The organism is Zoogloea oleivorans (assembly GCF_008107625.1).
Lineage (GTDB): Bacteria > Pseudomonadota > Gammaproteobacteria > Burkholderiales > Rhodocyclaceae > Zoogloea > Zoogloea oleivorans.
The window spans coordinates 197,751-222,825 of the sequence record NZ_SDKK01000006.1 but is presented as its reverse complement, the minus strand read 5'-3'; the positions used below and the strand labels follow the sequence as shown (position 1 = coordinate 222,825).

24 protein-coding genes are annotated in these 25,075 nt (G+C 61.9%); 10 read left to right on the top strand and 14 right to left on the bottom strand.

What is annotated here, in order from left to right; translation table 11 throughout:
• Genes folC through ETQ85_RS08220 form a run of 5 tightly spaced genes read left to right on the top strand, consistent with a single transcriptional unit; the run spans window position 1 to window position 5,297 of the window.
• The gene (folC, locus tag ETQ85_RS08245; RefSeq protein WP_148578558.1) at window positions 1–1,275 is read left to right on the top strand and encodes a bifunctional tetrahydrofolate synthase/dihydrofolate synthase; all 1,275 of its coding nucleotides are present in this window, start codon (window positions 1–3) and stop codon (window positions 1,273–1,275) included.
• A 13-nt stretch (window positions 1,276–1,288) separates the two neighbouring features.
• Window positions 1,289–2,068 (top strand): SPOR domain-containing protein, encoded by a 780-nt coding sequence (locus ETQ85_RS26185; protein ID WP_187394640.1) that lies wholly within the window; start codon window positions 1,289–1,291, stop codon window positions 2,066–2,068.
• 13 nt (window positions 2,069–2,081) lie between these two features.
• A complete protein-coding gene (locus ETQ85_RS08230; RefSeq protein WP_187394639.1) occupies window positions 2,082–2,573 on the top strand; it encodes a CvpA family protein in 492 nt (163 codons plus the stop codon).
• A gap of 10 nt (window positions 2,574–2,583) precedes the next feature.
• Window positions 2,584–4,113 (top strand): amidophosphoribosyltransferase, encoded by a 1,530-nt coding sequence (purF, locus tag ETQ85_RS08225; RefSeq protein ID WP_148578554.1) that lies wholly within the window; start codon window positions 2,584–2,586, stop codon window positions 4,111–4,113.
• A gap of 11 nt (window positions 4,114–4,124) precedes the next feature.
• Window positions 4,125–5,297 (top strand): O-succinylhomoserine sulfhydrylase, encoded by a 1,173-nt coding sequence (locus ETQ85_RS08220; RefSeq protein ID WP_148578604.1) that lies wholly within the window; start codon window positions 4,125–4,127, stop codon window positions 5,295–5,297.
• 15 nt (window positions 5,298–5,312) lie between these two features.
• Here the strand turns inward: ETQ85_RS08220 and ETQ85_RS08215 are convergent, their stop codons facing one another.
• From ETQ85_RS08215 to ETQ85_RS08195, 5 genes are read right to left on the bottom strand one after another with little or no spacing between them, the layout of a single operon-like run.
• Entirely contained in the window at window positions 5,313–6,050 is a 738-nt protein-coding gene (locus tag ETQ85_RS08215) for a UDP-2,3-diacylglucosamine diphosphatase (protein WP_148578553.1), read from the bottom strand.
• Window positions 6,051–6,072: 22 nt separating this feature from the next.
• Window positions 6,073–6,567 carry a peptidylprolyl isomerase gene (locus ETQ85_RS08210; protein WP_148578552.1) on the bottom strand — a complete coding sequence of 165 codons (495 nt, stop codon included), beginning with the start codon at window positions 6,565–6,567 and terminating at the stop codon, window positions 6,073–6,075.
• A 34-nt stretch (window positions 6,568–6,601) separates the two neighbouring features.
• Window positions 6,602–7,171, bottom strand: coding sequence for a peptidylprolyl isomerase (locus ETQ85_RS08205; RefSeq protein WP_148578551.1), 570 nt, complete (start codon window positions 7,169–7,171; stop codon window positions 6,602–6,604).
• A 40-nt stretch (window positions 7,172–7,211) separates the two neighbouring features.
• The gene (locus ETQ85_RS08200; RefSeq protein WP_148578550.1) at window positions 7,212–8,408 is read right to left on the bottom strand and encodes a L,D-transpeptidase family protein; all 1,197 of its coding nucleotides are present in this window, start codon (window positions 8,406–8,408) and stop codon (window positions 7,212–7,214) included.
• On the bottom strand, window positions 8,408–9,511 hold the full coding sequence (locus ETQ85_RS08195) for a nuclear transport factor 2 family protein (protein WP_148578549.1): 1,104 nt from the start codon (window positions 9,509–9,511) through the stop codon (window positions 8,408–8,410). Before ETQ85_RS08195 ends, ETQ85_RS08200 begins: the two co-directional genes overlap by 1 nt.
• A 210-nt stretch (window positions 9,512–9,721) precedes the next feature.
• Here ETQ85_RS08195 and cysS point away from each other — a divergent pair, with 210 nt between their 5' ends.
• Complete coding sequence (gene cysS / locus ETQ85_RS08190) at window positions 9,722–11,104, top strand: cysteine--tRNA ligase (RefSeq protein ID WP_148578548.1); 1,383 nt, start codon at window positions 9,722–9,724, stop codon at window positions 11,102–11,104.
• Window positions 11,105–11,170: 66 nt separating this feature from the next.
• Here cysS and ETQ85_RS08185 read toward each other — a convergent pair whose 3' ends face one another.
• From ETQ85_RS08185 to grpE, 4 genes are all read right to left on the bottom strand, one after another.
• Window positions 11,171–12,325: an ABC transporter substrate-binding protein gene (locus tag ETQ85_RS08185; RefSeq protein WP_148578547.1), complete on the bottom strand. Its 1,155-nt coding sequence runs from the start codon at window positions 12,323–12,325 to the stop codon at window positions 11,171–11,173.
• Window positions 12,326–12,470: 145 nt separating this feature from the next.
• Window positions 12,471–13,607 carry a molecular chaperone DnaJ gene (dnaJ, locus tag ETQ85_RS08180; protein WP_148578546.1) on the bottom strand — a complete coding sequence of 379 codons (1,137 nt, stop codon included), beginning with the start codon at window positions 13,605–13,607 and terminating at the stop codon, window positions 12,471–12,473.
• A 105-nt stretch (window positions 13,608–13,712) separates the two neighbouring features.
• Complete coding sequence (gene dnaK / locus ETQ85_RS08175; protein ID WP_148578545.1) at window positions 13,713–15,650, bottom strand: molecular chaperone DnaK; 1,938 nt, start codon at window positions 15,648–15,650, stop codon at window positions 13,713–13,715.
• A 94-nt stretch (window positions 15,651–15,744) separates the two neighbouring features.
• A complete protein-coding gene (grpE, locus tag ETQ85_RS08170; RefSeq protein WP_148578544.1) occupies window positions 15,745–16,335 on the bottom strand; it encodes a nucleotide exchange factor GrpE in 591 nt (196 codons plus the stop codon).
• Between the two features lie 161 nt (window positions 16,336–16,496).
• Between grpE and ETQ85_RS08165 the strand changes: the two genes are divergently transcribed.
• Window positions 16,497–17,858, top strand: coding sequence for a serine/threonine-protein kinase (locus tag ETQ85_RS08165; RefSeq protein WP_148578543.1), 1,362 nt, complete (start codon window positions 16,497–16,499; stop codon window positions 17,856–17,858).
• 13 nt (window positions 17,859–17,871) lie between these two features.
• Here the strand turns inward: ETQ85_RS08165 and trxC are convergent, their stop codons facing one another.
• Window positions 17,872–18,321, bottom strand: coding sequence for a thioredoxin TrxC (gene trxC, locus ETQ85_RS08160; RefSeq protein ID WP_148578542.1), 450 nt, complete (start codon window positions 18,319–18,321; stop codon window positions 17,872–17,874).
• Between the two features lie 204 nt (window positions 18,322–18,525).
• Here trxC and ETQ85_RS08155 point away from each other — a divergent pair, with 204 nt between their 5' ends.
• A complete protein-coding gene (locus ETQ85_RS08155) occupies window positions 18,526–19,044 on the top strand; it encodes an AP2 domain-containing protein (protein WP_148578541.1) in 519 nt (172 codons plus the stop codon).
• A 19-nt stretch (window positions 19,045–19,063) separates the two neighbouring features.
• Here ETQ85_RS08155 and ETQ85_RS08150 read toward each other — a convergent pair whose 3' ends face one another.
• Genes ETQ85_RS08150 through hrcA form a run of 3 tightly spaced genes read right to left on the bottom strand, consistent with a single transcriptional unit; the run spans window position 19,064 to window position 21,570 of the window.
• The gene (locus ETQ85_RS08150; protein ID WP_148578540.1) at window positions 19,064–19,408 is read right to left on the bottom strand and encodes a phage holin family protein; all 345 of its coding nucleotides are present in this window, start codon (window positions 19,406–19,408) and stop codon (window positions 19,064–19,066) included.
• A 25-nt stretch (window positions 19,409–19,433) separates the two neighbouring features.
• Complete coding sequence (gene hemH / locus ETQ85_RS08145; RefSeq protein ID WP_148578539.1) at window positions 19,434–20,531, bottom strand: ferrochelatase; 1,098 nt, start codon at window positions 20,529–20,531, stop codon at window positions 19,434–19,436.
• Between the two features lie 10 nt (window positions 20,532–20,541).
• The gene (gene hrcA / locus ETQ85_RS08140; protein ID WP_148578538.1) at window positions 20,542–21,570 is read right to left on the bottom strand and encodes a heat-inducible transcriptional repressor HrcA; all 1,029 of its coding nucleotides are present in this window, start codon (window positions 21,568–21,570) and stop codon (window positions 20,542–20,544) included.
• A gap of 131 nt (window positions 21,571–21,701) precedes the next feature.
• On the opposite strand from hrcA, the gene ETQ85_RS08135 reads away from it, so the two are divergent.
• Window positions 21,702–22,586: an NAD kinase gene (locus ETQ85_RS08135; protein WP_148578537.1), complete on the top strand. Its 885-nt coding sequence runs from the start codon at window positions 21,702–21,704 to the stop codon at window positions 22,584–22,586.
• A 30-nt stretch (window positions 22,587–22,616) separates the two neighbouring features.
• The gene (recN, locus tag ETQ85_RS08130) at window positions 22,617–24,278 is read left to right on the top strand and encodes a DNA repair protein RecN (RefSeq protein ID WP_148578536.1); all 1,662 of its coding nucleotides are present in this window, start codon (window positions 22,617–22,619) and stop codon (window positions 24,276–24,278) included.
• 7 nt (window positions 24,279–24,285) lie between these two features.
• On the opposite strand, the gene ETQ85_RS08125 is transcribed toward recN, so the two are convergent.
• On the bottom strand, window positions 24,286–25,050 hold the full coding sequence (locus ETQ85_RS08125; RefSeq protein WP_187394638.1) for a L,D-transpeptidase: 765 nt from the start codon (window positions 25,048–25,050) through the stop codon (window positions 24,286–24,288).
• Window positions 25,051–25,075 lie beyond the last annotated feature (25 nt).

Genomic DNA, 25,075 nt, shown 5'->3' with positions numbered 1-25,075 from the left:
ATGCAATTGCCTGAAACATTAGACGGCTGGCTCGGCCTGCTGGAAGCCCGTCATGGCCAGTCGATCCAGCTTGGCCTCGAGCGCGTCCGCACTGTTCGCGATGCGCTGAACCTCCACCAGACCTGCCCGGTGTTCACCATTGGTGGCACCAACGGCAAGGGCTCGACCTGTGCGCTGCTCGAATCCGTGCTGCTTGCGGCCGGTTACCGGGTAGGCCTGTACACCTCGCCCCATTTGCTGCGCTACAACGAGCGTGTGCGGATTGGCGGTCGGGATGTGGAGGATGCCGTGCTGGTGGACGCTTTTGCCGAGGTGGAGCGGGCCCGCGGAGATGTTCCGCTGACTTACTTCGAGCACGGCACGCTGGCTGCTTGGGCGGCTTTCAGCCATGCCGGGTTGGACGCGATCATCCTTGAGGTCGGACTCGGTGGGCGGCTGGATGCGGTGAATGTCTTCGAGCCAGATTGTGCCATCGTCACCAGTGTGGCGATGGATCACATGGATTACCTGGGAGACAACCGGGAAACGATCGGTTTTGAGAAGGCCGGGATTTTCCGGGCCGGGCGTCCGGCTATCTGCAGTGATCCGCAGCCGCCGGCCTCTCTCGTGGCGCACGCTGAGGCCATCGGTGCTCAGCTGTCGGTTAGTGGGCGTGACTTCGGCTTCTCGGGTGACCAGAATCAGTGGGCCTTCTGGACCGCTGGTGGCAGTCGGCGCGGTGGCCTGGCCTATCCGTCGCTGCGGGGCACCAATCAGTTGCTGAATGCGGCGGCTGTCATGGCGGCCTGCGAGGCCGTGCGGGCACTTCTCCCCGTGCCGATGCAGGCCATTCGTGAGGGCTTCATGCTGGTCGAACTGCCGGGTCGCTTCCAGGTTTTGCCGGGGCGTCCGACCGTGATCCTCGACGTGGCCCATAATCCGCAGGCTGCCGGGGTGCTCAACGAGAACCTCGCGAGCATGGGTTTCTTTCCGGAAACCTGGGCGGTTATCGGCATGCTGGCGGACAAGGACGTGGCTGGTGTGGTGCGCCTGCTGCGCGATCGGGTCGATCACTGGCTGGTGGCAACCCTGCCCGGGCCGCGCGGGCTGAACGCTGCCGGCCTCGCCGCGATTGTCCGGGAAGCCGGTGTGACCGGTGATGTTGTCGAGTGCGATTCGCCGCGGAGTGCGTACGAGGTCGCACGTGGCCGTGCTGCCGAGGGTGATAGAATCGTGGCCTTTGGCTCATTTCTGACAGTGGCTGACGTTTTAGCTGCCCAGAAAACGCCGCAATAGGTGTTGCTGCAAGATGGCGGATAACGATTCTCAGATCGACCTGAAAAAGCGCGCTCGGCGACGCCTTGTAGGCTCCGCGGCGCTAGCCCTGGCGGCAGCCATCGTCCTGCCGATGGTGATGGATCACGAGCCGCACCTTCCCAGCCAGGATGTCCAGATTCGCATTCCAAGCCAGGAAGGCAGTAATTTCACCTCTCGCGTGATTACCGGCAAGGCCCCGGCCCCCAGTCAGCCTGTTGCCGGTGCTGTCGCCGAGGAGAGTGCCGCGCCGGTGGTGGACGAGGTGGTATCCCGTCGCAGCTTGCCGGATGCGGATATGGTGAGCCCCGTATTCAAGCCCGGCGAGGAGCTGATCCCCCCTCCCAAAAAGGCTGAGCTCGTTAAACCCGAGCCCAGGCCCGAACCGAAAAAAGCCGAAGTCAAGCCTGAGCCAAAACCCGAGCCAAAACCTGATCCGAAGCTGAAGCAAAAGGAGAAGGAAAAAGAGAAGGCGGAGAAGGCGCAGGCCGATGCCGAGCGCGCCAAGGCCCTGCTGAGTGGATCCACGCCGAAGGAGACTGCCGGTAGCGGCCAGCATGTGGTGATGCTTGGTGCCTACCGGGAAACGGCAAACGTGGCGAGCCTGCGCGCAAAGTTGAAGGCCGAGGGCTATTCTTCATATACGGAACCCATGGGCGACAAGCTGCGTGTGCGTGCCGGGCCCTTCCCGAACAAGGCCGCTGCGGACAAGGCTGCGGCGCGGATCAGCAAGGTGCTGGGCGTGTCGGCGTCGGTCTCGTCGGGCAAGCCCTGAGAAGCCTGAGCCTTTGAACGGATTTGATTACGCACTCCTTGCCCTTGTCGGGCTGTCGGCCCTGCTGGGGTTTTGGCGGGGGCTGATTTCCGAGATTGTGGCGCTGGGGGCTTGGCTGCTGGCGTTCATGATGGCCAAGGCGTTCATGCCGCAGCTTCTCCCTTATGTGGCGAACTGGGTCAAGGAGCCGCTGCTGCAGGGACCTGTGGCGTTTCTGATTATTTTTGTTGCAGTACTTATTTTTGTGGCGATCCTGCGCTGGGCCTTGAGCGAACTGATTCGCGCGGCCGGTCTGGGGTTTGCCGACCGCTTCCTTGGCGCGTGCTTCGGTGCTGTGCGGGGTGGTGTGATTGTGTTTGCAGTGGCGTTGCTCGTTGGCATTGGCGGCTTCGCAAAGGAAGCATGGTGGCAGGAGGCGAGCCTTTCGGCCCCTCTCGAGACTGCTGCGATGGCTTCAAAACCATGGCTCCCCGAGCTGCTGGCAAAAAGACTTAGATACCGATAGGTGGTTTTAAATGTGTGGGATTCTGGGCGTAGTAGCGACATCACCCGTCAATCAGCTTCTTTATGACGGCCTGCAGGTGCTCCAGCACCGGGGGCAGGACGCAGCGGGCATTGCGACTGCGGAAGGCGGGCGTTTTCACATGCACAAGGCTTCCGGGCTGGTGCGTGATGCGTTCCGCACGCGCAACATGCGCGATCTGCCGGGCAACTGGGGTATTGCCCACGTGCGTTATCCGACGGCAGGTTCGGCCTCCGCCGCTGCAGAGGCTCAGCCGTTTTACGTCAATTCGCCGTTCGGCCTGATGCTGGCCCACAACGGCAACCTGACCAATGCGGAAGAACTGAAGCGGGAGATGTTCCTTTCAGACCTGCGGCACATCAACACCAATTCCGATTCGGAAGTGCTGCTCAATGTGCTCGCCCACGAGCTTCAGGCGGCGGCCAAGAGTTTCCGCCTGGACGAGGAAACGGTGTTTACCGCGGTGGCTGGCGTGCATCGCCGCTGCCGGGGGGCTTACGCGACCGTGGCGATGATCTCCGGTACCGGCCTGCTGGCTTTCCGTGATCCCTACGGGATCCGCCCCCTGGTGATCGGTCGCAACGATACGCCGAAGGGCACCGAGTGGCTGGTCGCCTCCGAGAGCGTGGCACTCGATGTGATGGGCTTCAAGCTGGTGCGCGATGTGGCGCCGGGTGAGGCGATCCTGATCGATACCGAAGGCCGCTTCCACAGCCGGCAGTGCGCCACGCATACCGTGCACGCACCGTGCATGTTCGAGTTTGTGTATCTGGCCCGCCCGGACTCGCTGATCGACGGTATTTCGGTGTACGACGCCCGTATCAAGATGGGCGAGTTCCTGGCCCGCAAGCTGCGTGCGACCATGCCGCACCTGAAGATCGATGTGGTGATTCCGATCCCCGATTCGAGCCGTCCGTCGGCCATGGAAATGGCTCACCAGCTGAACGTGCCGTACCGGGAAGGCTTCGTCAAGAACCGCTACATCGGCCGCACTTTCATCATGCCGGGCCAGGCGATCCGCCGGAAGTCGGTGCGTCAGAAGCTGAACACCATCCATCAGGAATTCAGGGGTAAGAGCGTGCTGCTGGTGGATGATTCCATCGTGCGTGGCACAACCAGCCGGGAAATCGTCCAGATGGCCCGGGATGCCGGCGCAACCAAGGTCTACATGGCTTCCGCAGCGCCTCCGGTGCGTTATGCCAATGTGTACGGGATTGACATGCCGACCAAGGGCGAGCTCATCGCCTGTGGCCGTACCGAAGAAGAAATCTGTGCCGAAATTGGCGCCGATGGCTTGATCTACCAGGACCTCGACGATCTGAAGCTGGCCGTGAAGGCCCTGAATCCGGCGATCTCGGTATTCGAGACCTCGTGTTTCGACGGTACTTACGTGACTGGTGACGTGACTCAGGAATATCTTTCCGGCATTGAGGATCAGCGCAAGGATGCGGCGAGCAAGCCCCGCTCGGAAGACGGTGACGGACAGATGGATTTGAATCTTGTTTCGCGGAGTGAAAGTTGAGCACGAACTCCATGGAAGGCCTGGCGCTGGAGACCCTCGCCGTCAGGGCGGGGATCGACCGGAGCCAGTTCAACGAGCACTCCGAGGCGCTGTACCTGACCTCCAGCTTTGTCTTTGAAAGCGCGGCCCAGGCGGCTGCGCGTTTTTCGGGCGAAGAGGAGGGCAACGTTTACGCCCGCTTCACGAACCCCACCGTGACCGCGATGCAGCAGCGTCTGGCTGCGCTGGAAGGCGCGGAGGCCTGCGTGGCGACGGCATCCGGCATGGCGGCGATCATGTCTACGGTGATGGCCCTGATGCAGTCGGGGGATCACATCGTTGCGTCCCGCGGACTGTTCGGGGCGACGCAGCAGCTTTTCGGCAACATCCTGTCCAAGTTCGGCATTGAAACCACCTTCGTGCCTGCCACGGATCTGGAGGCTTACCGGGCTGCCGTGACGCCGAAGACCAAGCTGTTTTTTGTCGAGTCGCCGTCGAATCCGCTGACCGAGCTGGTGGACATCGCCGCAGTCGCCGCGATTGCCCATGAGGCTGGTGCTGTGCTGGCGGTGGACAACTGCTTCTGCTCGCCGGCGCTGCAGCAGCCCCTGAAGTTGGGGGCCGATCTGGTGATCCACTCGGCCACCAAGTATCTGGATGGACAAGGGCGGGTCCTTGGCGGCGCAGTGTGCGGCGACAAGAAGCTGATCGACGAAGTTTTCAAGTTCCTGCGCACCGCCGGTCCGTGCATTTCGCCGTTCAATGCGTGGATCATCCTGAAGGGCCTCGAAACCCTGCGCATCCGCATGGCAGCCCAGTCGGCCAGTGCGCTTGAGCTGGCCACCTGGCTGGAGGCACAGCCGCAGGTGGCGCGTGTCCATTACCCGGGCTTGCCGTCCCATCCGCAACACGCGCTGGCGCTGCGCCAGCAGAGCAGTGGCGGGGCGATCGTCAGTTTCGATGTCAAGGGCGGCCGCGAAGAAGCCTGGAAAGTCGTCGATGCGACCCGTGTTGTGTCGATAACGGCCAATCTTGGCGATACGAAGACGACTCTGACGCATCCTGCGTCGACCACCCACGGTCGGATTTCTCCGGAAGCGCGGGAGGCCTCGGGCATTCATGAAAGCCTGCTGCGGGTGGCTGTCGGCCTTGAGTCGGTTGCCGACCTCAAGGCCGATCTGGCCCGCGGCCTGGCCTTGATCTAAGCCGCGTTTGCGGTATCAGTAGAGGGGCTGACGGGACAGGTTTCCGTCGGCCCACACCAGCACTTCCCCCTGTGCGGTCTCCGTTGCATCACGCCAGTCGGCGAGCACCCAGCGCTCGCAGGTATGACCATCCACGTCCACCCGATGCATGTCGGGACGATGGGTATGGCCGTGGATGAGGCGCGGGAAGCCGTTGTCGCGGATCAGCGCAGCGACGGCATCGGCGTTCACATCCATGATCTCGGCGGTTTTTTCTGACTTGGCTGCTTCGCTTTTCATGCGCAGGCCGGCGATGAACTGTTTGCGCGCGGCGAGGGGCTGCGACATGAAGCCGGCCTGCCAGGCCGGGTTGCGAACCTGTGTGCGGAAGGCTTGATAGGCGATGTCGTCGGTGCACAGGTTGTCGCCGTGGCACAGGACAAAGCGCTCGTCGCCGAGCTGGATCAAACTCGGCTCAGGCAGGATTTTGAGATTTGCACGGGTGGCGAAGCCTTCACCGATGAGCAGATCCCGGTTGCCGTGCATGAAAAAAATCTGGCAGCCGCCTTCGGCAAGGCTGGCGAGTTGCTCAGCGATACGGGTGTTCAGTGGATCGTCGAGGTCGTCGTCTCCCGACCAGTATTCAAACAGGTCACCCAGGATGTAGAGGCGATCCGCAGCCCTGACCGGGCCGGCGAGGTAGCGCTCGAACACCGCGGTGAGGGCGGGGCGATCGGCACTCAGATGCAGATCGGAAATGAAATGAACTTGCATGTGCCGGTCGCCCTGGTTTTGCTTAGATGACTTCAGCGCGCTCAATGATCACGTCTTCCTTCGGCACGTCCTGGTGGAAGCCGCTGGAGCCGGTCTTGACGGCCTTGATCTTGTTGACCACGTCCATGCCTTCGGAAACCTTGCCGAATACACAGTAGCCCCAGCCCTGCATGTCGGGGGAGCGGTGGTTGAGGAACTCGTTGTCGCCGACGTTGATGAAGAACTGGGCGGTGGCAGAGTGGGGTGCCTGGGTACGGGCCATGGCGATGGTGCCGATGTCGTTCTTGAGGCCGTTGCTGGCTTCGTTCTGGATCGGTTCGCCGCAGGGCTTTTGCTTCATGCCGGGTTCAAAACCACCGCCCTGGATCATGAAACCGTCGATGACCCGGTGGAAAACGGTGTTGTTGTAGTGGCCGGCTTCCACGTAGGCGATGAAGTTCTTGACGGTTTCGGGTGCCTTTTCGGCATCCAGTTCGATGACGATATCGCCGTGATTGGTGGTGAGTTTGACTGCCATGTTGAAGCTCCTGTGGGGAAGGTGGGTGGATTGTTTACTTGGCTGCCTTTTCGGGCAGCTGGCGTGCGGACTGGATGAAAATCGGGGTGACCGGCACGTCACGCTGGTAGCCGCTGGTCGCCGTGGGTTCCTTGCCGATCTTGCGGACTACGTCCATGCCTTCGGTGACTTTGCCGAAAACGGCATAGCCCCAGCCGTCCGGCGACGGGTAGTTGAGCGAGCGGTTGTCTGCGAGGTTGATGAAGAACTGGGAAGAGGCGGAGTGGGGGTTTTTCGTGCGGGCCATGGCGATGGTGCCGGCGTCGTTCTTCAGGCCGTTCTTTGCTTCATTCTCGATGGGGGCCAGAGGGGCCTTTTCTTCCAGTTTGGCGTTCATGCCGCCGCCCTGGATCATGAAGCCGTCGATGACCCGATGGAAGACGAGGCCGTCGTAGAAGCCGCTCTTCACGTATTCCAGGAAGTTGGCGACCGTCTTGGGGGCCTTTTCCGGGTAGAGCTCCAGTACGACAGTACCGGAGCTGGTCTTCAGTTCAACCAAAGGGTTGGCTGCGGTGGCAAGCAAGGCCTGGCCGGCGAGGGCGACGGCAAGAAGGATCTTCTTCATGGGTTTCCTGGGGCAGATTGCGTGGGTTGTGAGGGAAGGCTCAAGCGAAACCTTCATAGACGATCTTCCAGCGTCCGCCTTCCTTGAGCCAGTACTGGCGTTTCTTGAGGACGTTGGACAGGTTGTTGCTGCGGTAATCCTGCTCGAAGGTGACGACGACCAGATCCTGTTTGCCCGGGTTGCGGAAGACGCTCATCTTGCCGAGTTCGACCTTGACCCAGCTCTTGCCGGCCGTCACCAGGCGTTTTTGCTCGGCCCAGCGTTCGTAGTCGCCTTCGTTGTTGCGGAACTGCCTGGAGTAATGGGACAGGTAGCGAGTGAGATCCCGGCTCTCCCAGTCCTTGCGCCAGGACTCGATCTGCCGGTTGAGACTGGTCCGTTCGGTGGCCCAGTCGTCGAGACTCAGCCATTCAACGGTGTTGCTGATGATGACCGGGGTGAGCCCGACCTGCAGGTAGGGGGACAGGGCGTTCAGGTCCTGATTGGTCAGCACGACGCAGCCATCGGAGGCGTGGGGCGGGCGGGAGTAAGTGTCGCTCGGGGTGCCGTGCAGCCAGATGCCGTGGCCGTCACGCCCCTGTTGCCGATCCCATTCGTTGGGGTAGCTGATCGGAAAGGCGCCGCTGCCGTAGAAGTCGGAAAGTTTTTGACGGGGCAGGTTGGCGGTGACGTGATAAACCCCGATCGGGGTGCGCTTGTCGCCTTCGCGGGCCTTTTCCGCACCGAGCTTGCCGTGGGTAATGTAGTAGTCGGCCACGAAGCGCGGGCGGCCATTGTCATTCTGGTAAATGTAGAGTCGGGCCCGCTGCGTATCCACGACCACTGCGTATTTTTGCTCCGGCTCCATTTGCAGCAGGTAGCGCGGCACATAGTTGCTGGGTGGGCGGTTACGGTAAGCCTTGAGGCGTGCAACCGCTTCTTCGCGGAGGTCGGCGATTTTGTCGGCAGGTGCTTCGGGCGAACTGCCAAAGGCCGCCAGAGGACGGGTGCGGGCCAGCAGCAGGTCGCCCCGGATGAGGTGTGCGAGACGGAAATTGGGGTAGCTCACCAGCAGCGCGTCGACTTTCGTGAGTGCACTGCTCAATTTGCTTTGCTCGATATCCTGAAAAACGGCACCCAAGGCCGCGTCCGGATCGCTCATGGACGTGCGTTGTTCCCCGGCGCCAAAGGCCAGGAAAGGGCTGCACGCCAGTAGCAGCGCGAACCCCTTGCACAGTACTGCCAGCAAGTAATGCATTAACCGCCGACTCGCTCCTGCTGAATGACCCACTTCCCATCCTGAAGAACAAGACCGATGGTCTTGTTCGAGGACGTGGACAGGTTCGCCGAACGATAGTGCTGACGGAGTTTGACGGTGGCGCGATCGCCGCTGACGCTCACGACCTTGACGTTTTCGAGTTCGACTTCGATGTTGCCGGGCTTGGTGAGACGCTGGCTGCGCTCTTCTTCCCAGGCTTTGCGGTTCAGGCCCTTGGGCGGTTCGAAATCGCGGCCGTAATGGGAAAGGTAGGTTTTCACGTCTTTTCTGGACCAGGCGCTGGCCCAGCTCTGGACGGCCTTGCTGATGGCCACGGCCTGGGGCTGCGCTTCATCCTTGGATTCGGGACGCTTGGCGGCGGGCTTCGGTTCTTCCTTCACCACGGGGGCGGCCGCAGCCGGCGGTGGGGTGACCGGCTTGCTGTTTTGGGCAACCATTACGGGTGGCGGGGTGGCAGGCCTGGCCTGGGCCGCGGGCACGACGGGCGGCGCGACGACAGCCGGTGCTGCCGGCCTGACAGTCTGCGGTGCGGCGGCAACTGCTGTGGCCGGCGCCGTCGGGCGTACCGTCTTGCCCGATACGCTCATCATCTCGCGGATCATGGCGAGCTTGTTCTGTGCCCCTTGGTTGGACGAGTCGAGGGACAGGGCCTTGTCGTAGGCCTGGCTGGCGAGGCGGGCGTAGATGTCGCCCAGATTCTCGTGGGCCGTGGCATAGCTCGGATGGGTGCGGATCGCCATTTCGAGGGCCGTGCGTGCCTTGTCGTACTGGCGTTGCTGGGCGTAGAGCACCGCAAGGTTGTTGTAGGGCTCGGGTAGTTCCGGGTAGTCCTCGGTCAGTTTCTGGAAAACCGTGATGGCGTCATTGTTCCGGTTGAGCTCAGACAAAACGACGCCCTTCAGAAATCGCACCTGCGCATCACGCGGCTTTGATGCCAGCATCTGGTCGGCCCGTTCGAGGGCCTGGGTGAATTGCCCCTGCTTGACCAGGGCTTGCAGATCCTGCAGAGGATCGGCCCGGACAACAGGGCTGCAGATCAGGCTTGCGAGGAGCAGGGAGGCGGCCAGGGCTCGTTTTGACATGTGATATGATTCGCCAGCGCACGCGGGCACGCAGGGTCTGTGATGAGAGGGTTGGTTACAAGCGAACCATTTTATCAAGAAGCTCCGTCGCCGACCATGAGCGCTCCCTGATTATCCGGGCCGGTGTTTTCGGTGGCGCCTGACATGCCCGTCATCGGGTGCTCCCAGTGACTATCCCTTCCTTCATTCGGCTTCATTGCGGTCTTTCTCATGTTGAAAATTCATAACTCCCTTTCGCGAAAAAAGGAGCAGTTCAGCCCTATCGAGCCTGGCAAGGTGCGTATGTACGTCTGCGGGATGACCGTCTACGATTATTGTCATCTCGGCCATGCACGGGTAATGGTGGTTTTCGACATGGTTGCACGCTGGCTGCGGGCCAGTGCCTACGATGTGACCTACGTTCGCAACATCACCGACATCGACGACAAGATCATCAAGCGGGCCCAGGAAAACGGCGAAAGCATCCGAACCCTGACGGATCGTTTTATTGCCGCCATGCATGAAGATGCCGATGCGCTCGGCGTGCTGCGCCCCGACCACGAGCCCCGCGCTACCGAGTTCGTGGAACCGATGCAGAAGTTGATCGGTAATCTGGTGCACAACGGCCTGGCCTATAAGGCCGGCAATGACGACATGTGTTATGCGGTGCGCAAGTTTGAAGGTTACGGCAAGCTTTCCGGCAAGTCGGTGGACGAACTGCGCGCCGGCGAACGGGTCGAGGTGGCGGGCGGCAAGCACGATCCGCTCGATTTCGTGCTGTGGAAGCATGCCCGGCCGGAAGAGCCCGACGAGGTCAAGTGGGCCTCTCCGTGGGGGCCTGGTCGTCCGGGCTGGCATATCGAGTGCTCGGCCATGAGTTCCGAGCTTCTCGGCAATCACTTCGATATTCACGGTGGCGGTGCCGACCTGCAGTTTCCCCACCACGAGAACGAGATCGCCCAGAGTGAGGGTGCGCACCAGTGTTCTTTCGTGAATTACTGGATGCACAACGGTTTTGTGCGGGTGGACGACGAGAAGATGTCGAAGAGCCTCGGCAACTTCTTCACCATTCGCGACGTGCTCAAGGAATATGCGCCGGAAGTGGTGCGTTTCTTCATCCTGCGCGCCCACTACCGCAGTCCGCTGAATTACTCCGACGCGCATCTTGTGGATGCCCGCAATGCCCTGTCGCGTCTGTACACAGCCTTGCGCAACGTGCCGTCGGTCGATTTGCCTGAGATTGACTGGTCTGCGCCGATGGCGGCCCGCTTCAAGCTGGCGCTCGACGATGACTTCAATACGGCAGAAGCCCTGGCTGTCCTCTTTGACTTGGCGAACGAAGTGAATCGCAGCCAGTCGGCAGAGTCCGCCGGTCAGTTGAAGGCGCTGGGCAAGGTGCTGGGTCTGCTTGAGCAGGAGCCGCAGGCTTTTCTGCAGGCAGGGACCGAAGGGGGTGAAGACGATAGTGCGGCGATCGAGGCAAGGATTGCGGCACGGATTGCGGCGAAGAAGGCGAAAAACTTTGTCGAGGCCGACCGCATCCGGGCTGAGCTGCTGGCGGACGGCATCGCGTTGGAGGATTCACCCCAGGGAACGATTTGGCGCCGGGCCTGATCTTCGGTGCTGTAAAAGAAAAGGGCGCCCATTGAGGCGCCCTTTTTACTGCGGGTGTGAGTGCGTTTAGTGCAGAACGCGCCCGTCGCGACTCAGTACGGTGAGATCCACGAAGCGCGAGCCGTTGTGATTGTTCGGTGAGTAGCCGACCTTGTAGCCGCCGAGGTCGAAGTTGCTGCTTTCCAGTGTATTGACCAGCTTTTCGCGGGTCAGATCCCTGCCGGTTTTCTTGAGGGCTTCGGCCATGAGCTTGGCGTTGATGAAGCCTTCGATCCCATAATAGCTGTAGTTGCTGTGCTTGGCAGAGGACTGCAGTGCCTTCTGGTATTCCTTCACGATGGGCACGGTGTCATTCCAGGGATAGGGCATGACCTGGGAAATGCCGATTCCGTGGGCTTCCTTGGCCCCCATTTCGGTTACCAGCAGATCGGCGCCAACGGGAGAGAGGGTCGAGAACTGGGGCATCTGGCCGGCCTTGCGCATCTGCTGGATGAAGGCGGCGGTCGGCTTGTAGAGAGTCACCATGATGACGGCCTGGGGGTTGGCCTTGGCAATCTGGATCACTGCGGGGCCGACCTCCAGGGAGTTGCGCTCCACCGAGCCGACGGCAACCGGCTTGAGTTTGTGGCGGGCGAGGGTGGCGACGACGCCGTCCAGGCCGGATTTGCCGAAGCCATCATTCTGATAGAACACCGCGATGTTGGTGACGCCGAGGCCGACCAGATGATTGACGATGGCTTCGGTTTCGTCGGCATAGCTGGCGCGAAGGTGGAACATGTAGCGATTCACCGGGCTGCGCAGGCTGCCGGCGCCGCTGATGGTACCGAGCAGGGGGACTTTGGCCTCGGCGAAGACCTTCATCGACTCGGTGGTCGGGGAAGATCCGTAAAAGGCCATCAGCGCGAACACCTTGTTGTCGTTGATGAGCTTGCGGGTATTTGCCACTGTCTTCTCGGTTTCGTAGCCATCGTCCAGGGTAAGCAGCTCGATCTTCTTGCCGCCGATGCCGCCCGCCGCATTGAGTTGTGTGAAGTAGGCCAGTGCGCCTTCCTTCATTTCCTTCCCGTAGGCGCCGTTGGGGCCGGAGACCGGGGCCGACATGCCAAGGGTGATGGTGTTGTCGCCGATGCCCGGGTCGGCGGCCTGGGACGCTCCTGGAGCCGCCAGTACAAGGCCGGCTCCGAGGGAGGCAATCAGGGTCTTGATTGTGCGGATGAGCATGGTTGTCGTTATTCTTTGGTGATTAAATTAAACCCGGTCGGAGTATAGGACAAAAGGAATGTGTTTCGGAAAAGACGCTGGCCGACGTTGAAACAACGTCGGCCAGCGGATATTTGTGTCGCAATGCAGCAAAATCAGTGCGTGCTCAGGTGCTGAAGAAGTCCTTCACCTTATCCATCCAGGATTTTGCCTTGGGGTTGTGACGCTCGGCATTGCTCGAGGCAATATCCCCGAATTCCCGCAGCAGTTCCTTCTGGCGTTCGGTGAGCTTGACCGGCGTTTCGACGATCACGTGCACCATCAGGTCACCCGGTGAGTGGCTGCGTACGTTGCGGATGCCCTTGCCGCGCAGGCGGAACACCTTGGCGCTTTGAGTTTCTGCCGGGATGCGGATGTTGGCTGCGCCATCAAGGGTCGGAATCTCGATTTCGCCACCCAGCGCCGCCGTGGTGAAACTGATCGGCATCTCGCAGTGGAGGTCGTCCCCGTCGCGCTGGAAGACCGGGTGCTGCTTGATGTGGATCTCCACGTAGAGATCGCCCGGCGGACCGCCGTTGACACCCGGTTCCCCGTGCCCGCTGTGACGCAGGCGCATGCCGTCGTCGATACCGGTGGGAATCTTCACTTCCAGGGTCTTCTGACGCTTTACCCGGCCGGCGCCGCCGCAGGACGTGCATGGCTCGGGAATGATGCGTCCGCTGCCGTGGCACTTCGGGCAGGTCTGCTGGATGGAGAAGAAGCCCTGCTGGATGCGTACCTGGCCCGCGCCGCCGCAGGTCGGGCAGGTTTTCGGCTGGGTGCCGGCTTTGGCGCCGCTGCCGTGGCAGGGCTCGCATTCTTCGAGGGCAGGGATGCGGATCGTCTTTTCGGCGCCACGCGCGGCTTCCTCGAGGGTGATCTCGAGGTTGTAGCGCAGGTCGGCACCGCGATAGACGTTGGAGCGTCCACGTCCGCCTCCGCCGCCACCGCCGAAGATGTCACCGAAGATGTCGCCAAAGGCATCGCCGAAGCCGTCGAAGCCCTGGCCACCACCGCCCCCTCCGCCGCCCATCGACTGGTCGACGCCGGCGTGGCCGTAGCGGTCGTAAGCGGCCCGCTTGTTGGCGTCGGTGAGGATTTCGTAGGCTTCCTTGGCCTCCTTGAACTTGTCTTCGGATTCCTTGTTGTCCGGATTGCGGTCCGGATGGTATTTCATGGCCAGCTTGCGGTAGGCCTTTTTCAGCTCGTCCTCTGACGCGTCGCGATTGACGCCGAGGATCTCGTATAAATCCCGTTTCGCCATGTTTGGGTGCTCTGGCTATCTTGTGTAAAGGCCGAGCCGCGCGGCGCACAAGGCGCCGGCATGGCTCGGCCGGATCTGTCGGGTCGGCTTTTCAGCCAGACAGGATTACTTCTTGTCCTTCACCTCGGTGAATTCGGCATCCACCACGTCCGGATCGTTGGCCTTGCCGCCGCCAGCGGAAGCGCCTGCACCCGCACCCGCTGCGCCGCCTGCTGCGCCTTCAGCCTGGGCCTGGGCATAGATGTGCTCGCCGAGCTTCTGGCTGACGGTGCCGAGGGCTTCGCTCTTGGCGTCGATGGCGGCCTTGTCGCCGGACTTGATGGCTTCTTCGGCTTCCTTGATGGCTTCTTCGATCTTGGCCTTGTCGTCACCGATCTTGTCGCCGTGCTCGGCCAGGGCTTTCTTCACGGAGTGCACCAGCGTGTCGAGCTGATTGCGCGCATCGACCAGTTCGTGAGCCTTCTTGTCTTCTTCTGCGTGCGCCTCGGCGTCGCGGACCATGGCCTGGATCTCTTCATCGGAGAGGCCGGAGTTGGCCTTGATGGTGATCTTGTTTTCCTTGCCGGTGGCCTTGTCCTTGGCGGATACGTGCAGGATGCCGTTGGCGTCGATGTCGAAGGTGACTTCGATCTGCGGCATGCCGCGCGGCGACGGCGGGATGTCGGACAGGTTGAACTGGCCGAGGCTCTTGTTGCCGGCAGCCATTTCGCGCTCGCCCTGCAGCACGTGGATGGTGACCGCGTTCTGGTTGTCATCGGCCGTCGAGAAAACCTGCGAAGCCTTGGTCGGGATCGTGGTGTTCTTCTGGATCAGCTTGGTCATCACGCCGCCCAGGGTTTCGATACCGAGGGACAGGGGGCTGACGTCGAGGAGCAGCACGTCCTTGACTTCGCCTTGCAGCACGCCGCCCTGGATGGAGGCGCCAACGGCCACGGCTTCGTCCGGGTTCACGTCACGGCGGGGATCCTTGCCGAAGAACTCCTTCACCTTCTCGATGACCTTCGGCATGCGGGTCTGACCGCCCACCAGGATCACGTCGTCGATGTCGGTGACCTTCAGGCCGGCGTCCTTGAGCGCGATGCGGCAGGGCTCGATGGTGCGGGCAACCAGTTCTTCGACCAGGGATTCGAACTTGGCGCGGGTGATCTTCAGCGCCAGGTGCTTCGGACCGCTGGCATCTGCAGTGATGTAGGGCAGGTTGATTTCGGTCTGCTGGCCGGAGGACAGCTCGATCTTGGCTTTTTCAGCGGCTTCCTTGAGGCGTTGCAGGGCCAGCACGTCACTCTTCAGATCGACGCCCTGTTCCTTTTTGAACTCGGTGACGATGTAGTCGATGATGCGCTGGTCGAAGTCTTCGCCGCCCAGGAAGGTGTCGCCGTTGGTGGCCAGCACTTCGAACTGGTGTTCGCCGTCGATGTCGGCGATTTCGATGATGGAGATGTCGAAGGTGCCGCCGCCGAGGTCATACACGGCGATCTTGGAGTCGCCGGGCTTCTTGTCCATGCCGAAGGCGAGGGCTGCAGCGGTCGGCTCGTTGATGATGCGCTTCACTTCGAGGCCGGCGATGCGACCGGCGTCCTTGGTGGCCTGGCGCTGGCTGTCGTTGAAGTAGGCCGGTACGGTGATGACCGCTTCGGTGACTTCTTCGCCGAGGTAGTCTTCGGCGGTCTTCTTCATCTTGCGCAGCACTTCGGCGGAAACCTGCGGCGGGGCCATCTTCTTGCCGCGTACTTCAACCCATGCGTCGCCGTTGTCGGCCTTGGCGATGGTGAAGGGCATCAGGTCGATGTCCTTCTGTACTTCCTTCTCTTCGAAGCGACGGCCGATCAGACGCTTGATGGCGTAGATGGTGTTGCGGGCGTTGGTGACGGCCTGACGCTTGGCCGGAGCGCCGCACAGGATTTCGCCATCTTCGGCGTAGGCCACGACGGACGGGGTGGTGCGTGCACCTTCAGAGTTTTCGATAACCTTCGGCTTGCCACCTTCCATCACGGAAACGCAGCTGTTGGTGGTGCCGAGGTCGATGCCGATGATCTTGCCCATGAGATTTCCTTTAGTTCGAATTCTGTTGGTCTGGCTGGCCGGTGTGTGCCCGGCCCGCTGGCTTGTTACGAATATGGGGTCGCTGTGGCGGCTTTCAAGCGGCCGGTTTGGCTTTTGAAACAACCACCAGCGCCGGGCGGATCACGCGTTCGTTGAGCAGGTAACCCTTCTGCAGCACGTTGATCACGGTATTCGGCTCGCCCTCGGCCTCGATGGCGCTGATGGCTTGATGCTTGTTCGGGTCGAACTTCTCGCCAACCGGGCTGACTTCGCTCACGTTGGCGCTCTGGAAGGCGGCGCTGAGTTGCTTGAGGGTCAGTTCGACGCCCTGTCTGAGGGTTTCAAGCGTGGCGTTGTCGGTGGCCAGTGCGGCTTCGAGACTGTCCTTGACCGGCAGCATGGCCTGGGCGAACTTGTCGGCGGCAAACTTGCTGGCCTTGGCGATATCGTCCTGGGCGCGGCGGCGGACGTTTTCCGTCTCGGCCTTGGCGCGCAGCCAGGCATCGTGATGCTCGGAGGCTTTCAGTTCGGCATCGCGGAGCAGTTCTGCCAGGCTGGGCAGCGTGTCAATGTGCGGCTCGGCGGCGGGGGATTCATCAGCGGCGGCAGCTGCGCCTGCAACGTTTTCCACAAGCTCCGGCGTGGCTTTGCCTTCGGGGCTCAGAGGGGTGTCTTGATCTTGCATGGGTAACGGCTCCTTTTTTGACTCGCTCTAACTGGGGGCACAGGATAAGATTTCAAGAGGGGATTCTCGTTACCGCCGGAAAAGCGGAGAACGGAGTGTAAAATCACAACGATCCGGGCTTGCCCCGGTCATCTTTACGGATTCTGCGGTGTCAAGCAGGTATGGAAAAAGCACCTGAGAAAATCGGCAAGTACAAGCTGATCCGTGAGGTCGGCCGCGGTGCCACGGCCACGGTTTATCTTGCCGAACATCCGCAGTATCCCGACCCGGTCGCCCTCAAGCTGATTCGTTTCGACGACAAGTCGAAGGACGAGGCCAAGTGGAACCGGCGCCTGATGAAGCTCCTGCGGGCCGAAATGGACGTCTCCCGGCGTCTGGATCACCCCAATATCATCAAGATTTTCGACGCGACGGTAGAGAAGGATTATGCCTTCATCGTCATGGAGTACTTTCCGGGGACGACCCTGGAGCACTACTGTACCTTTCAGAACCTGCTGCCGCTGCACCGCACGATCGGCATGATCTTCAAGTGCAGCATGGCGCTCGACTACGCCTACCGTCAGGGGATCGTGCACCGGGACATCAAGCCGGCCAACATTCTGGTGGATGAGCACGACAACGTGAAGATCACCGATTTTGGCCTGGCGCTCAACATCAGCAAGAAGAGTGCGTCGGATTCGACCTTCATCATGGGGGTCGGCTCACCGGCCTACATGAGCCCCGAGCAGATCAAGGGTTATCCGCTCAACCAGAAAACCGACCTGTTCTCGCTGGGCGTGGTTCTGTTTCACATGCTGACCGGGCGTTTGCCCTTTCGCGCCAAGAATCCGGCCCAACTGATCTACAAGATCCTCAATACCGAGCCGCCCCTGGTTTCGCAGATCAATACGGAGCTGCCCGAGCAACTGGATACGGTGATCCGCAAATCGCTGGAGAAGGATCTCTACTCCCGCTACAAGAACGGCGCCGATTTTGCCAAGGATCTGTCCGCCGTCCGCTACAAGATTCTCGACGACGCGACCATCCCGGCCGACAACACGCGCTTTTCCATCCTGCGCAAGATGCCCTTTTTCGTGGAGTTCGAGGACGTCGAGATCTGGGAGATTCTGCGCATCTCCCGCTGGCGGAAGGTGGATTCGAACACGCTGTTGATGCGCGAAGGCGATTCAGACCAGCGTTTCGGGATCATCATCGACGGGCGCGTCGAGATATCGGTGGATGGGCACCGGGTGAGTGAACTGTCCTACGGCGAGGTTTTTGGCGAACTGGCCTTCCTTGATCAGCAGGACCACAGGCACATGCATACCGCGGTCACGACCACGTCCACGATCTACCTCGAACTGAACCCGGCTTCTCTGTCCCTGGCGACGGATGAATGCCAGGAGGCCTTCCGCTCCCGCCTGGTGACGGTCGTGGCCCGCCGGCTCGGTCAGGCCTATCGGGAGCTGGCCAAGGAAGGCCCGCCCGCCGAGCGGATCACGGCGAGCGGGTTTGGGATGGAACTCCAGCTGATCGAAAATTGAGTGGGCTAGCCCTTCAACTTGCCTGACGGGCCAGTTGGGCGAGGGTCCAGCGCCGGATATCCTCGGCATTCATTGCCCCTGACTGGCGTGCTATTTCGCGGCCGCGGTGCATCAGCACCAGCGTAGGAATGCTGCGGATGGCGAAGCGTGCGCCGAGCTCCTGTTCCTCTTCTGTATTCACCTTTCCCAGCCGAACCTGTGGTTCCAGCATTCCGGCTGCAGCTGTGAAGGCGGGCGCCATGCTGCGGCAGGGGCCACACCAGGGTGCCCAGAAATCAACCAGCAAAGGAACGTCGCCCTGCGTGGCATGGACGGCAAGGTTGGCATCGGTGAGATGGAGCGGGGTTTTTTCAAACAGCGGCTGCTTGCAGCGTCCGCAGCGCCCGCCATCGTCGAGTTTTGATTCCGGTACCCGGTTGACCGCATTGCAGTGGGGGCAGGGGACAAGCAGCGATTCGCTCATGGTGATCCTCGGTAGCGCGTTGTGGTCTCCACGACTATGTGGGGCAGTGTGGCCGGCTTTCAAGTCGCTCCCTTTTTCCGGCAGTTTGCCCCCCGCTTTCAGGTGAATGATGCAGCTCGCTGCACGAATCTAAAGTTCTATCGAAATTGGCCGAAATCCCCCCTGCAGCCGCGATGTTTTCGTGGAGTGGATAGGAGGTGGCCTGTGAGCCGAGGCAGCACGTATGGAATCAGTAGGGTCGACAACGAGACCAGTCGGACGCACGGCTGGCTTGTGACCATTCAGCGCCGCGGCGTGATTTACCGCAAGCACTTCAGCGACGGCGTGTTTGGTGGCAAGCCGCGCTCGTTTGCCGCAGCGAAGGGGTACCGGGACGAAATCATCGCCTCTCACCCTCCGTTGTCGATGCAGGAATATTCCAACATCGTTAAAAAGAACAACCGCTCGGGTGTGGTTGGTGTGTGTCGCTACTGCGCCTCGGAAACCCGCGACTTGCCGGAAGAAAAGCAGCGCTGGTTCTGGGTGGCATCGTGGCCGCTTCCCGATGGGCGGCGCAAGAGGGTGAAGTTTTCGGTGAAGAAGTACGGCGAAGACGGGGCTTTTCAGATGGCCATGGATGCCCGTTCGACAGCGCTCGGCAAGCTGGTGGGGGCGTTCGACCCAGGGGCCGTGCGCCGCAAGACGATCCGCCGCCGCATTGCAGCGGCGGTCGTCCCCAGCTAGGGGCAATATGTCTGCCGGGTCAGTCCTTGTCGCTCAGGGCAAGGCTGACCATCCAGGTCAATAGGCTGTAGAGCAGCGCGCCCCAGAATGCCGTCCAGAAATCCGGCACGACGAAGCCCCGCACCAGACCGGACACTGACCAGAACATCAGGGCATTGATTACCAGTGTAAACAAGCCCAGGGTCAGGATGGTGATCGGCAGCGTGATCAGGATCAGCAGCGGCCGGATGATGGCATTGACGAAGCCCAGCAGCACTGCGCTGATCAGCGCGGCCGTGTAGCTCTCTACCTGGATGCTCGACAGCAGTTCCGGGATCAGCATCAATGCGACCGCATTGAGTATCCAGCGCAGAATCAGTTTCATGTCCGCTTTCCTTTTCTGATGGTGATCAGGCGCTTGCGCCAATCTCGCGAGCCCGTGCAGCTTGTTTGGCGAGGGCGGCAGCATCCGGTCCGGCTTCGGTCAGCCAGTGGCCCATATGACGGACAGAGAGCCCCTTGAGGGCTTCGATCCAGTCCTGCCGCTCGTTGAGGCAGGGGATATAGCTGAAGCGCTTGCCACCTTCGTGCAGGAAGGCTTCCCGGCATTCCATGTTGATTTCTTCCAGCGTTTCGAGGCAGTCGGAGACGAAGCCCGGGCACATCACGTCCACCGAGCCGATGCCGTTGCGCGCCAGATCTTCCAGCGTCGGCTGGGTGTAGGGCTTGAGCCATTCGGCCTTGCCGAAACGGGACTGGAAGCTGACGATCAGCCGGTCGGCGGGTAGTTTGAGTTCCTCGCCGAGCAGGCGGGCGGTCTTGTAGCACTCGCAGTGGTAGGGGTCGCCGAGGTCGAGGGAGCGTCGCGGGATGCCGTGGAAGCTCAGCACCAGACGGTCGGCCTGGCCTTCGCGCTGCCAGTGCTCGCGTACCGACGCTGCCAGGGCCTTGATGTAGCCCGGGTCGTCGCCAAAACTGCGTATGAAGCGAATTTCCGGCAGATTCCGCCAGTGACGCAGGCTGTTGGCCACTTCGTCCATGACAGTGGCGGTGGTGCTGGCGGCGAACTGTGGGTAGAGCGGGATGACCAGAATCCGTGTGCATCCGGCTGCGCGCATTTCGTCGAGGCGACTGCGGATTGAAGGCTGACCGTAGCGCATGGCCCAGCTCACCATCAGCTCCCTTTCGCCGGTGGCCACAAAAAAGCCGGCCAGCAGCTTGGCCTGCTTTTCGGTATGAGCCTTGAGGGGAGAGCCTTCGTCGGTCCACACGCTGGCGTACTTGGCGGCCGACTTGGCCGGGCGGGTGCGCAGGATGATGCCGTTGAGAATCAGCCACCAGATCGGACGGGGAATTTCCACCACTCGCGGGTCGGACAGGAATTCCTTCAGGTAGGGGCGAAGCGCGGCGGCGGTCGGTGCTGCTGGCGTGCCGAGGTTAACCACCAGAACGCCGGTGCGGGGCTTGGTGCCATGGAGGTACGCTGGCTCTTGCCAGAATCGGGGCATGCGGGGCTTTCTAGTTCTGGCCCGAAAGGGCACTGGTGAGTAGGCGGGCGGTGACGTCCACGATGGGGATGACCCGTTCGTAGGCCATCCGGGTGGGGCCGATGACGCCGACCGAGCCGACGAGCTGGCCGTCCACTTCGTAGGGGGCGGTGATCACACTACAGTCGTCCAGTGGGCTGAGACCGCTTTCGCCGCCGATGAAGATCTGTACGCCCTGGGCCCGGTTGGAGATATCGAGCAACTGCATCAGGCCGGTTTTCTGCTCGAAGAGCTTGAAAAGCTCGCGCAGGCGCGCCATGTTGGACGACAGGTCTTCCGCATCGAGGAGGTTGGTTTTGCCGGAGATGACGTAGGTGCTCTGGGTTTCCTCCAGCGCCTCGCTGCCGGCTTCGACGGCTGCACTCATCAGCTCGGTCATGTCGGAGCGGAGCTGCTTGAGTTCGTTCTGGATGCGCGAGCGGATTTCCGTGAAGGCCAGCCCCGCAAAGTGTTGGTTGAGGTAGTTGGTGGCGGTGACGAGTTCGGAGTGGCTGTAGCCGCGCTTGGTGAACAGGATGCGGTTCTGCACGTCGCCGGCGGTGGTGACGAGGATCAGCAGTACCCGCGTCTCCGACAGGCTGACGAACTCGATCTGGCGGATCTTGATGGCGTCCTGCTTGGGCGAAATCACTACGCCGGCAAAGTGGGTGAGGCCGGAAAGCAGTTGCGAGGCGGCACTGATGACGCGCTGTGGTTCGCCGGGCTGGATGTGGCCCTTGATCTCCTGCAACTGGCCAACGCCGATGGGCTGGACGGTGAGCAGGCTGTCCACAAAAAAGCGGTAGCCCCGCGCGGTGGGAACCCGTCCGGCAGACGTGTGGGGACTGGTGATGAAACCGAGCTCTTCGAGGTCCGACATGACGTTGCGCACGGTGGCCGGCGACAGCTTGAGGCCCGAGTGGCGGGAGAGCGCGCGCGACCCCACCGGCTGGCCGTCGGCGATGTAGTGCTCCACCAGGGTCTTGAGGAGAATTTGCGAGCGTTGGTCGAGGGCGGTCATGGTTGGGATTTCTGTGGCACGCAAGGATTCTAAGGAAGCACGGCGGTCATGAGAAGCGGAAAGCGGCGTGAGCCGGTGCGAATTGCCGAGTGGCGCTGCGTCGCGTAATCAGAATGTGGTTTAATCGTTCCATGACCTGCGAGTTCAAGACAATCGCGCTGATCGGCAAGTATCAGAGCCCCGAAGTGGCTGAAGCAGTGCTTCAGCTGGCCAACTATTTGCGAGGCCAGAGCCTCAATGTACTGATCGAGCAGGGTACAGCAAGTTCCACCGGCCTGACGTCGGGCTTCACGGTGGCCAGCTATGAGGACATCGGTGCCAAGGCTGACCTGGCGATCGTGCTGGGTGGCGACGGTACCCTCCTAAACAGCGCTTGCCGACTGGCCGAATACGAGGTGCCCCTGGTGGGTGTGAATCAGGGCCGCCTGGGTTTTCTGACTGACATTTCCCGTGATGTGGCCCTCGAGAAGATCGGTGAGATTCTTGATGGGCGTTATACGGCAGAGAGCCGCGTGCTGCTCGACGCCGAGGTGTTGCGCAATGGCCGGCGGGTGTTTCATACCGTGGCGCTCAACGATGTGGTGGTGAACAAGGGTGACTTGGGGCGCATGATCGAGTTCGACCTGCGCATCGATGGGGAATTCGTCTATACCCAGCGCTCCGACGGCATGATCATCTCCACGCCGACTGGTTCGACCGCCTACGCCCTGTCGGCCAACGGCCCGATCCTGCACCCCGACGTGGATGGCATCGCGCTCGTGCCGATGTGCCCGCACACGCTGACCGCGCGTCCGATCACCCTGCCGGATCGCTGCAAGATCGAGATCGTGCTCCTGCCGCCGCATGATTCGCGGGTGCATTTCGATGGTCAGACCCGTTACGACACCCGCGCCGGCGATACCGTGCAGATCACCCGCTCTCCGCACCGGGTCCGGTTGCTTCATCCGGTGGGTTACAGCTACTTCGCCATGCTGCGCGAGAAGCTTCACTGGAGCTCCACCCCCCGTCATACCTGACACCTTCGATTCACCTTCCTGTTTCTCCCCATGCTGCGTCATCTCTCCATCCGCGATTTCGTTATCGTCGATCAGCTCGAGCTGGATTTTCGTGCGGGTTTCGGCACCCTTACCGGTGAAACCGGTGCTGGCAAGTCGATCCTGCTCGATGCCCTGAGTCTCGCCCTGGGAGGCAAGGCCGAAGCCGGCGTGGTGCGCACCGGGCAGGCGCGGGCGGAGATCGTCGCCGAGTTCGACCTGCCGCCCGACGGCGTGCTGCGGGCCTGGCTCGACGAGCAGGATCTGAACCACGGAGAAGGCGCGGTGCTGCTGCGCCGGGTGATTGAAAGCGGCGGACGCTCCAAGGCCTGGCTCAACGGCACGCCGGTGGTGCTGGCGCAGATGCGTGCCGCCGGTGACCTGCTGGCCGACATTCACGGTCAGCATGCCCACCACGCCCTGCTGCGCACCGATGCCCAGCTCGGCCTGGTGGATGCCCACGGTGGCTTGACGGCGCAGGCTGCACAGGTCTTCGGGCTGTATCGCGCCTGGTCGGTCTTGCGCCGGGCCCGCGAAGCGGCGGAGGAAGGTGCTTCATCCACTGAGCGCGAGCGCGAACTCCTTGCTTGGCAAGTCAGTGAATTGCGTGAGCTGGCCTTTGATGCCGATGAATGGCTTGGCCTGAACCAGGAGCAAACGCGTCTGGCCCATGCCGCAAGCTTGCTCGAAGGGGCGGCCGAGGTGCTTGATGGTTTGTCGGATGGCGAGTATGCGGTGGTGTCGCACCTCGAGCGACTGCTGGCGCGGGTGGCCGACATGGCCCAGCACGACGGGCAGCTCACTGATGTGCAGGAGCTGCTCAGCGGCGCCAGCATCCAGCTCGACGAGGCGCTGCACGCCATGCGCCGTTACCGCGACCGGCTTGATCTCGACCCGGCGCGCCTGGCTGAAATCGATCAGCGGATGCAGGTCATCACGGCGATGGCTCGCAAGTATCGGGTTCCGCCGCAAGGTTTGCCCGATGTGCTGGTGGATAGCGCATCGCGCCTGGAGCGTCTCACCCGTCAGTCCGACCCCGAGGCCTTGGCGCGGGAGGAGGCTGCGGCGCGGGATGTCTTCATGCAGGCGGCCAGCCTGCTTTCCGTGGAACGCCAGAGGGTGGCTGGTGCGCTTTCCGTGGCCGTGACCGAGGCAATGCAGTCTCTGGCGATGGGAGGTAGTCGCTTCGACATTTCCCTGCGCCCGGCCGAGGAAGGTTGTGCGAGTGGTCTCGAAACTGTCGAGTTTCTTGTTACCGCCAATGCCAGCCAGCCCCTGCGCCCGCTGGCGAAAGTCGCTTCGGGGGGCGAATTGTCACGGATTGGCCTGGCGATCCAGGTCATCACCAGTCGCAATGCAGCCACGCCGACGTTGATTTTCGATGAGGTGGATGTCGGCATCGGCGGTCGGGTGGCCGAAATCGTCGGGCGTCTGCTCAAGCAGCTGGGAGCTGACCGGCAGGTGCTGTGCGTCACCCACCTGCCGCAGGTTGCAGCCCAAGCGGACTGGCAATGGACAATTTCCAAGGAAACACGGGACGGCCAGACCTTGTCTCGCGTGCAGCAGATGGATGAGGGCGAGCGCGTCGAGGAGATCGCGCGGATGCTCGGCGGGGTGAACATCACCGAGACCACTCGCAGTCACGCCGCTGAAATGCTCGGGTTGCAGCCCTGAACTGCTGTTAGCGGCGTGCCGGCAGCGGCGCCCAGGTGGGGCGTTCGCCGCGTTCCGAGTCCACTACCACGACATAGCGGCCCGGCGATGGGGTTGGGGTCCGGTCGGGGCGCAGCACCCACAGGCGGGCGCCGCCGGCCACGGCACGTTCGTAGTCTTCGTCCAGCACGCCGTGGCGGTCGAGGAAGTCGTTCAGCTTTTCCGGTATGCGAATGCAGCCTTCAGACTGGGCGGTGCCGAGCCGTGGTGCTCCGTGGTCGGGGTCGGTAGCATGCATCTGCAGGCGCAGTATGCCCATCGCCCCGTCGCCCCAGCCTCGCGGAGCCTGTACCCAACCCAGATCATAGATGCGCATACCCTTGCTGCCGTAGCCGCGGAAACCGAGCTTGTTCTTGGTGCCCTCGGCGCGGAAGTCAGGGTTGACCAGGCTGTGCGCGAACACCCCCAGCGGGGTCGTGAAATGCTCGAAGCGGCCCGGCAGACCGGTGGACACCGGCGTCGCGCCGACGAAATTCCAGCCTTGCCCGGCAGATCCCCAATACAGAAGTGTCGCCTGTACGCGGGGGCTGCGGTCCACCAGCAGGACAAACTGGGGCGTGGTGATCTCCACGCCGGCAACGATGAGTTCCTGCCGGAGGCGTGCCGCATAGACTGCGCGTTCATTTTCAGGCGGATCCAGTCGTGGTGCCACGTCCCGCTGAAATTCCGCTGCCAGGGGAGGCGGGCCGTCGGCATGGGCGAGCATCGCTGCACACATGAGCGTCATCAGCACTAACGGTTGCCGTACGTGGCAAGGA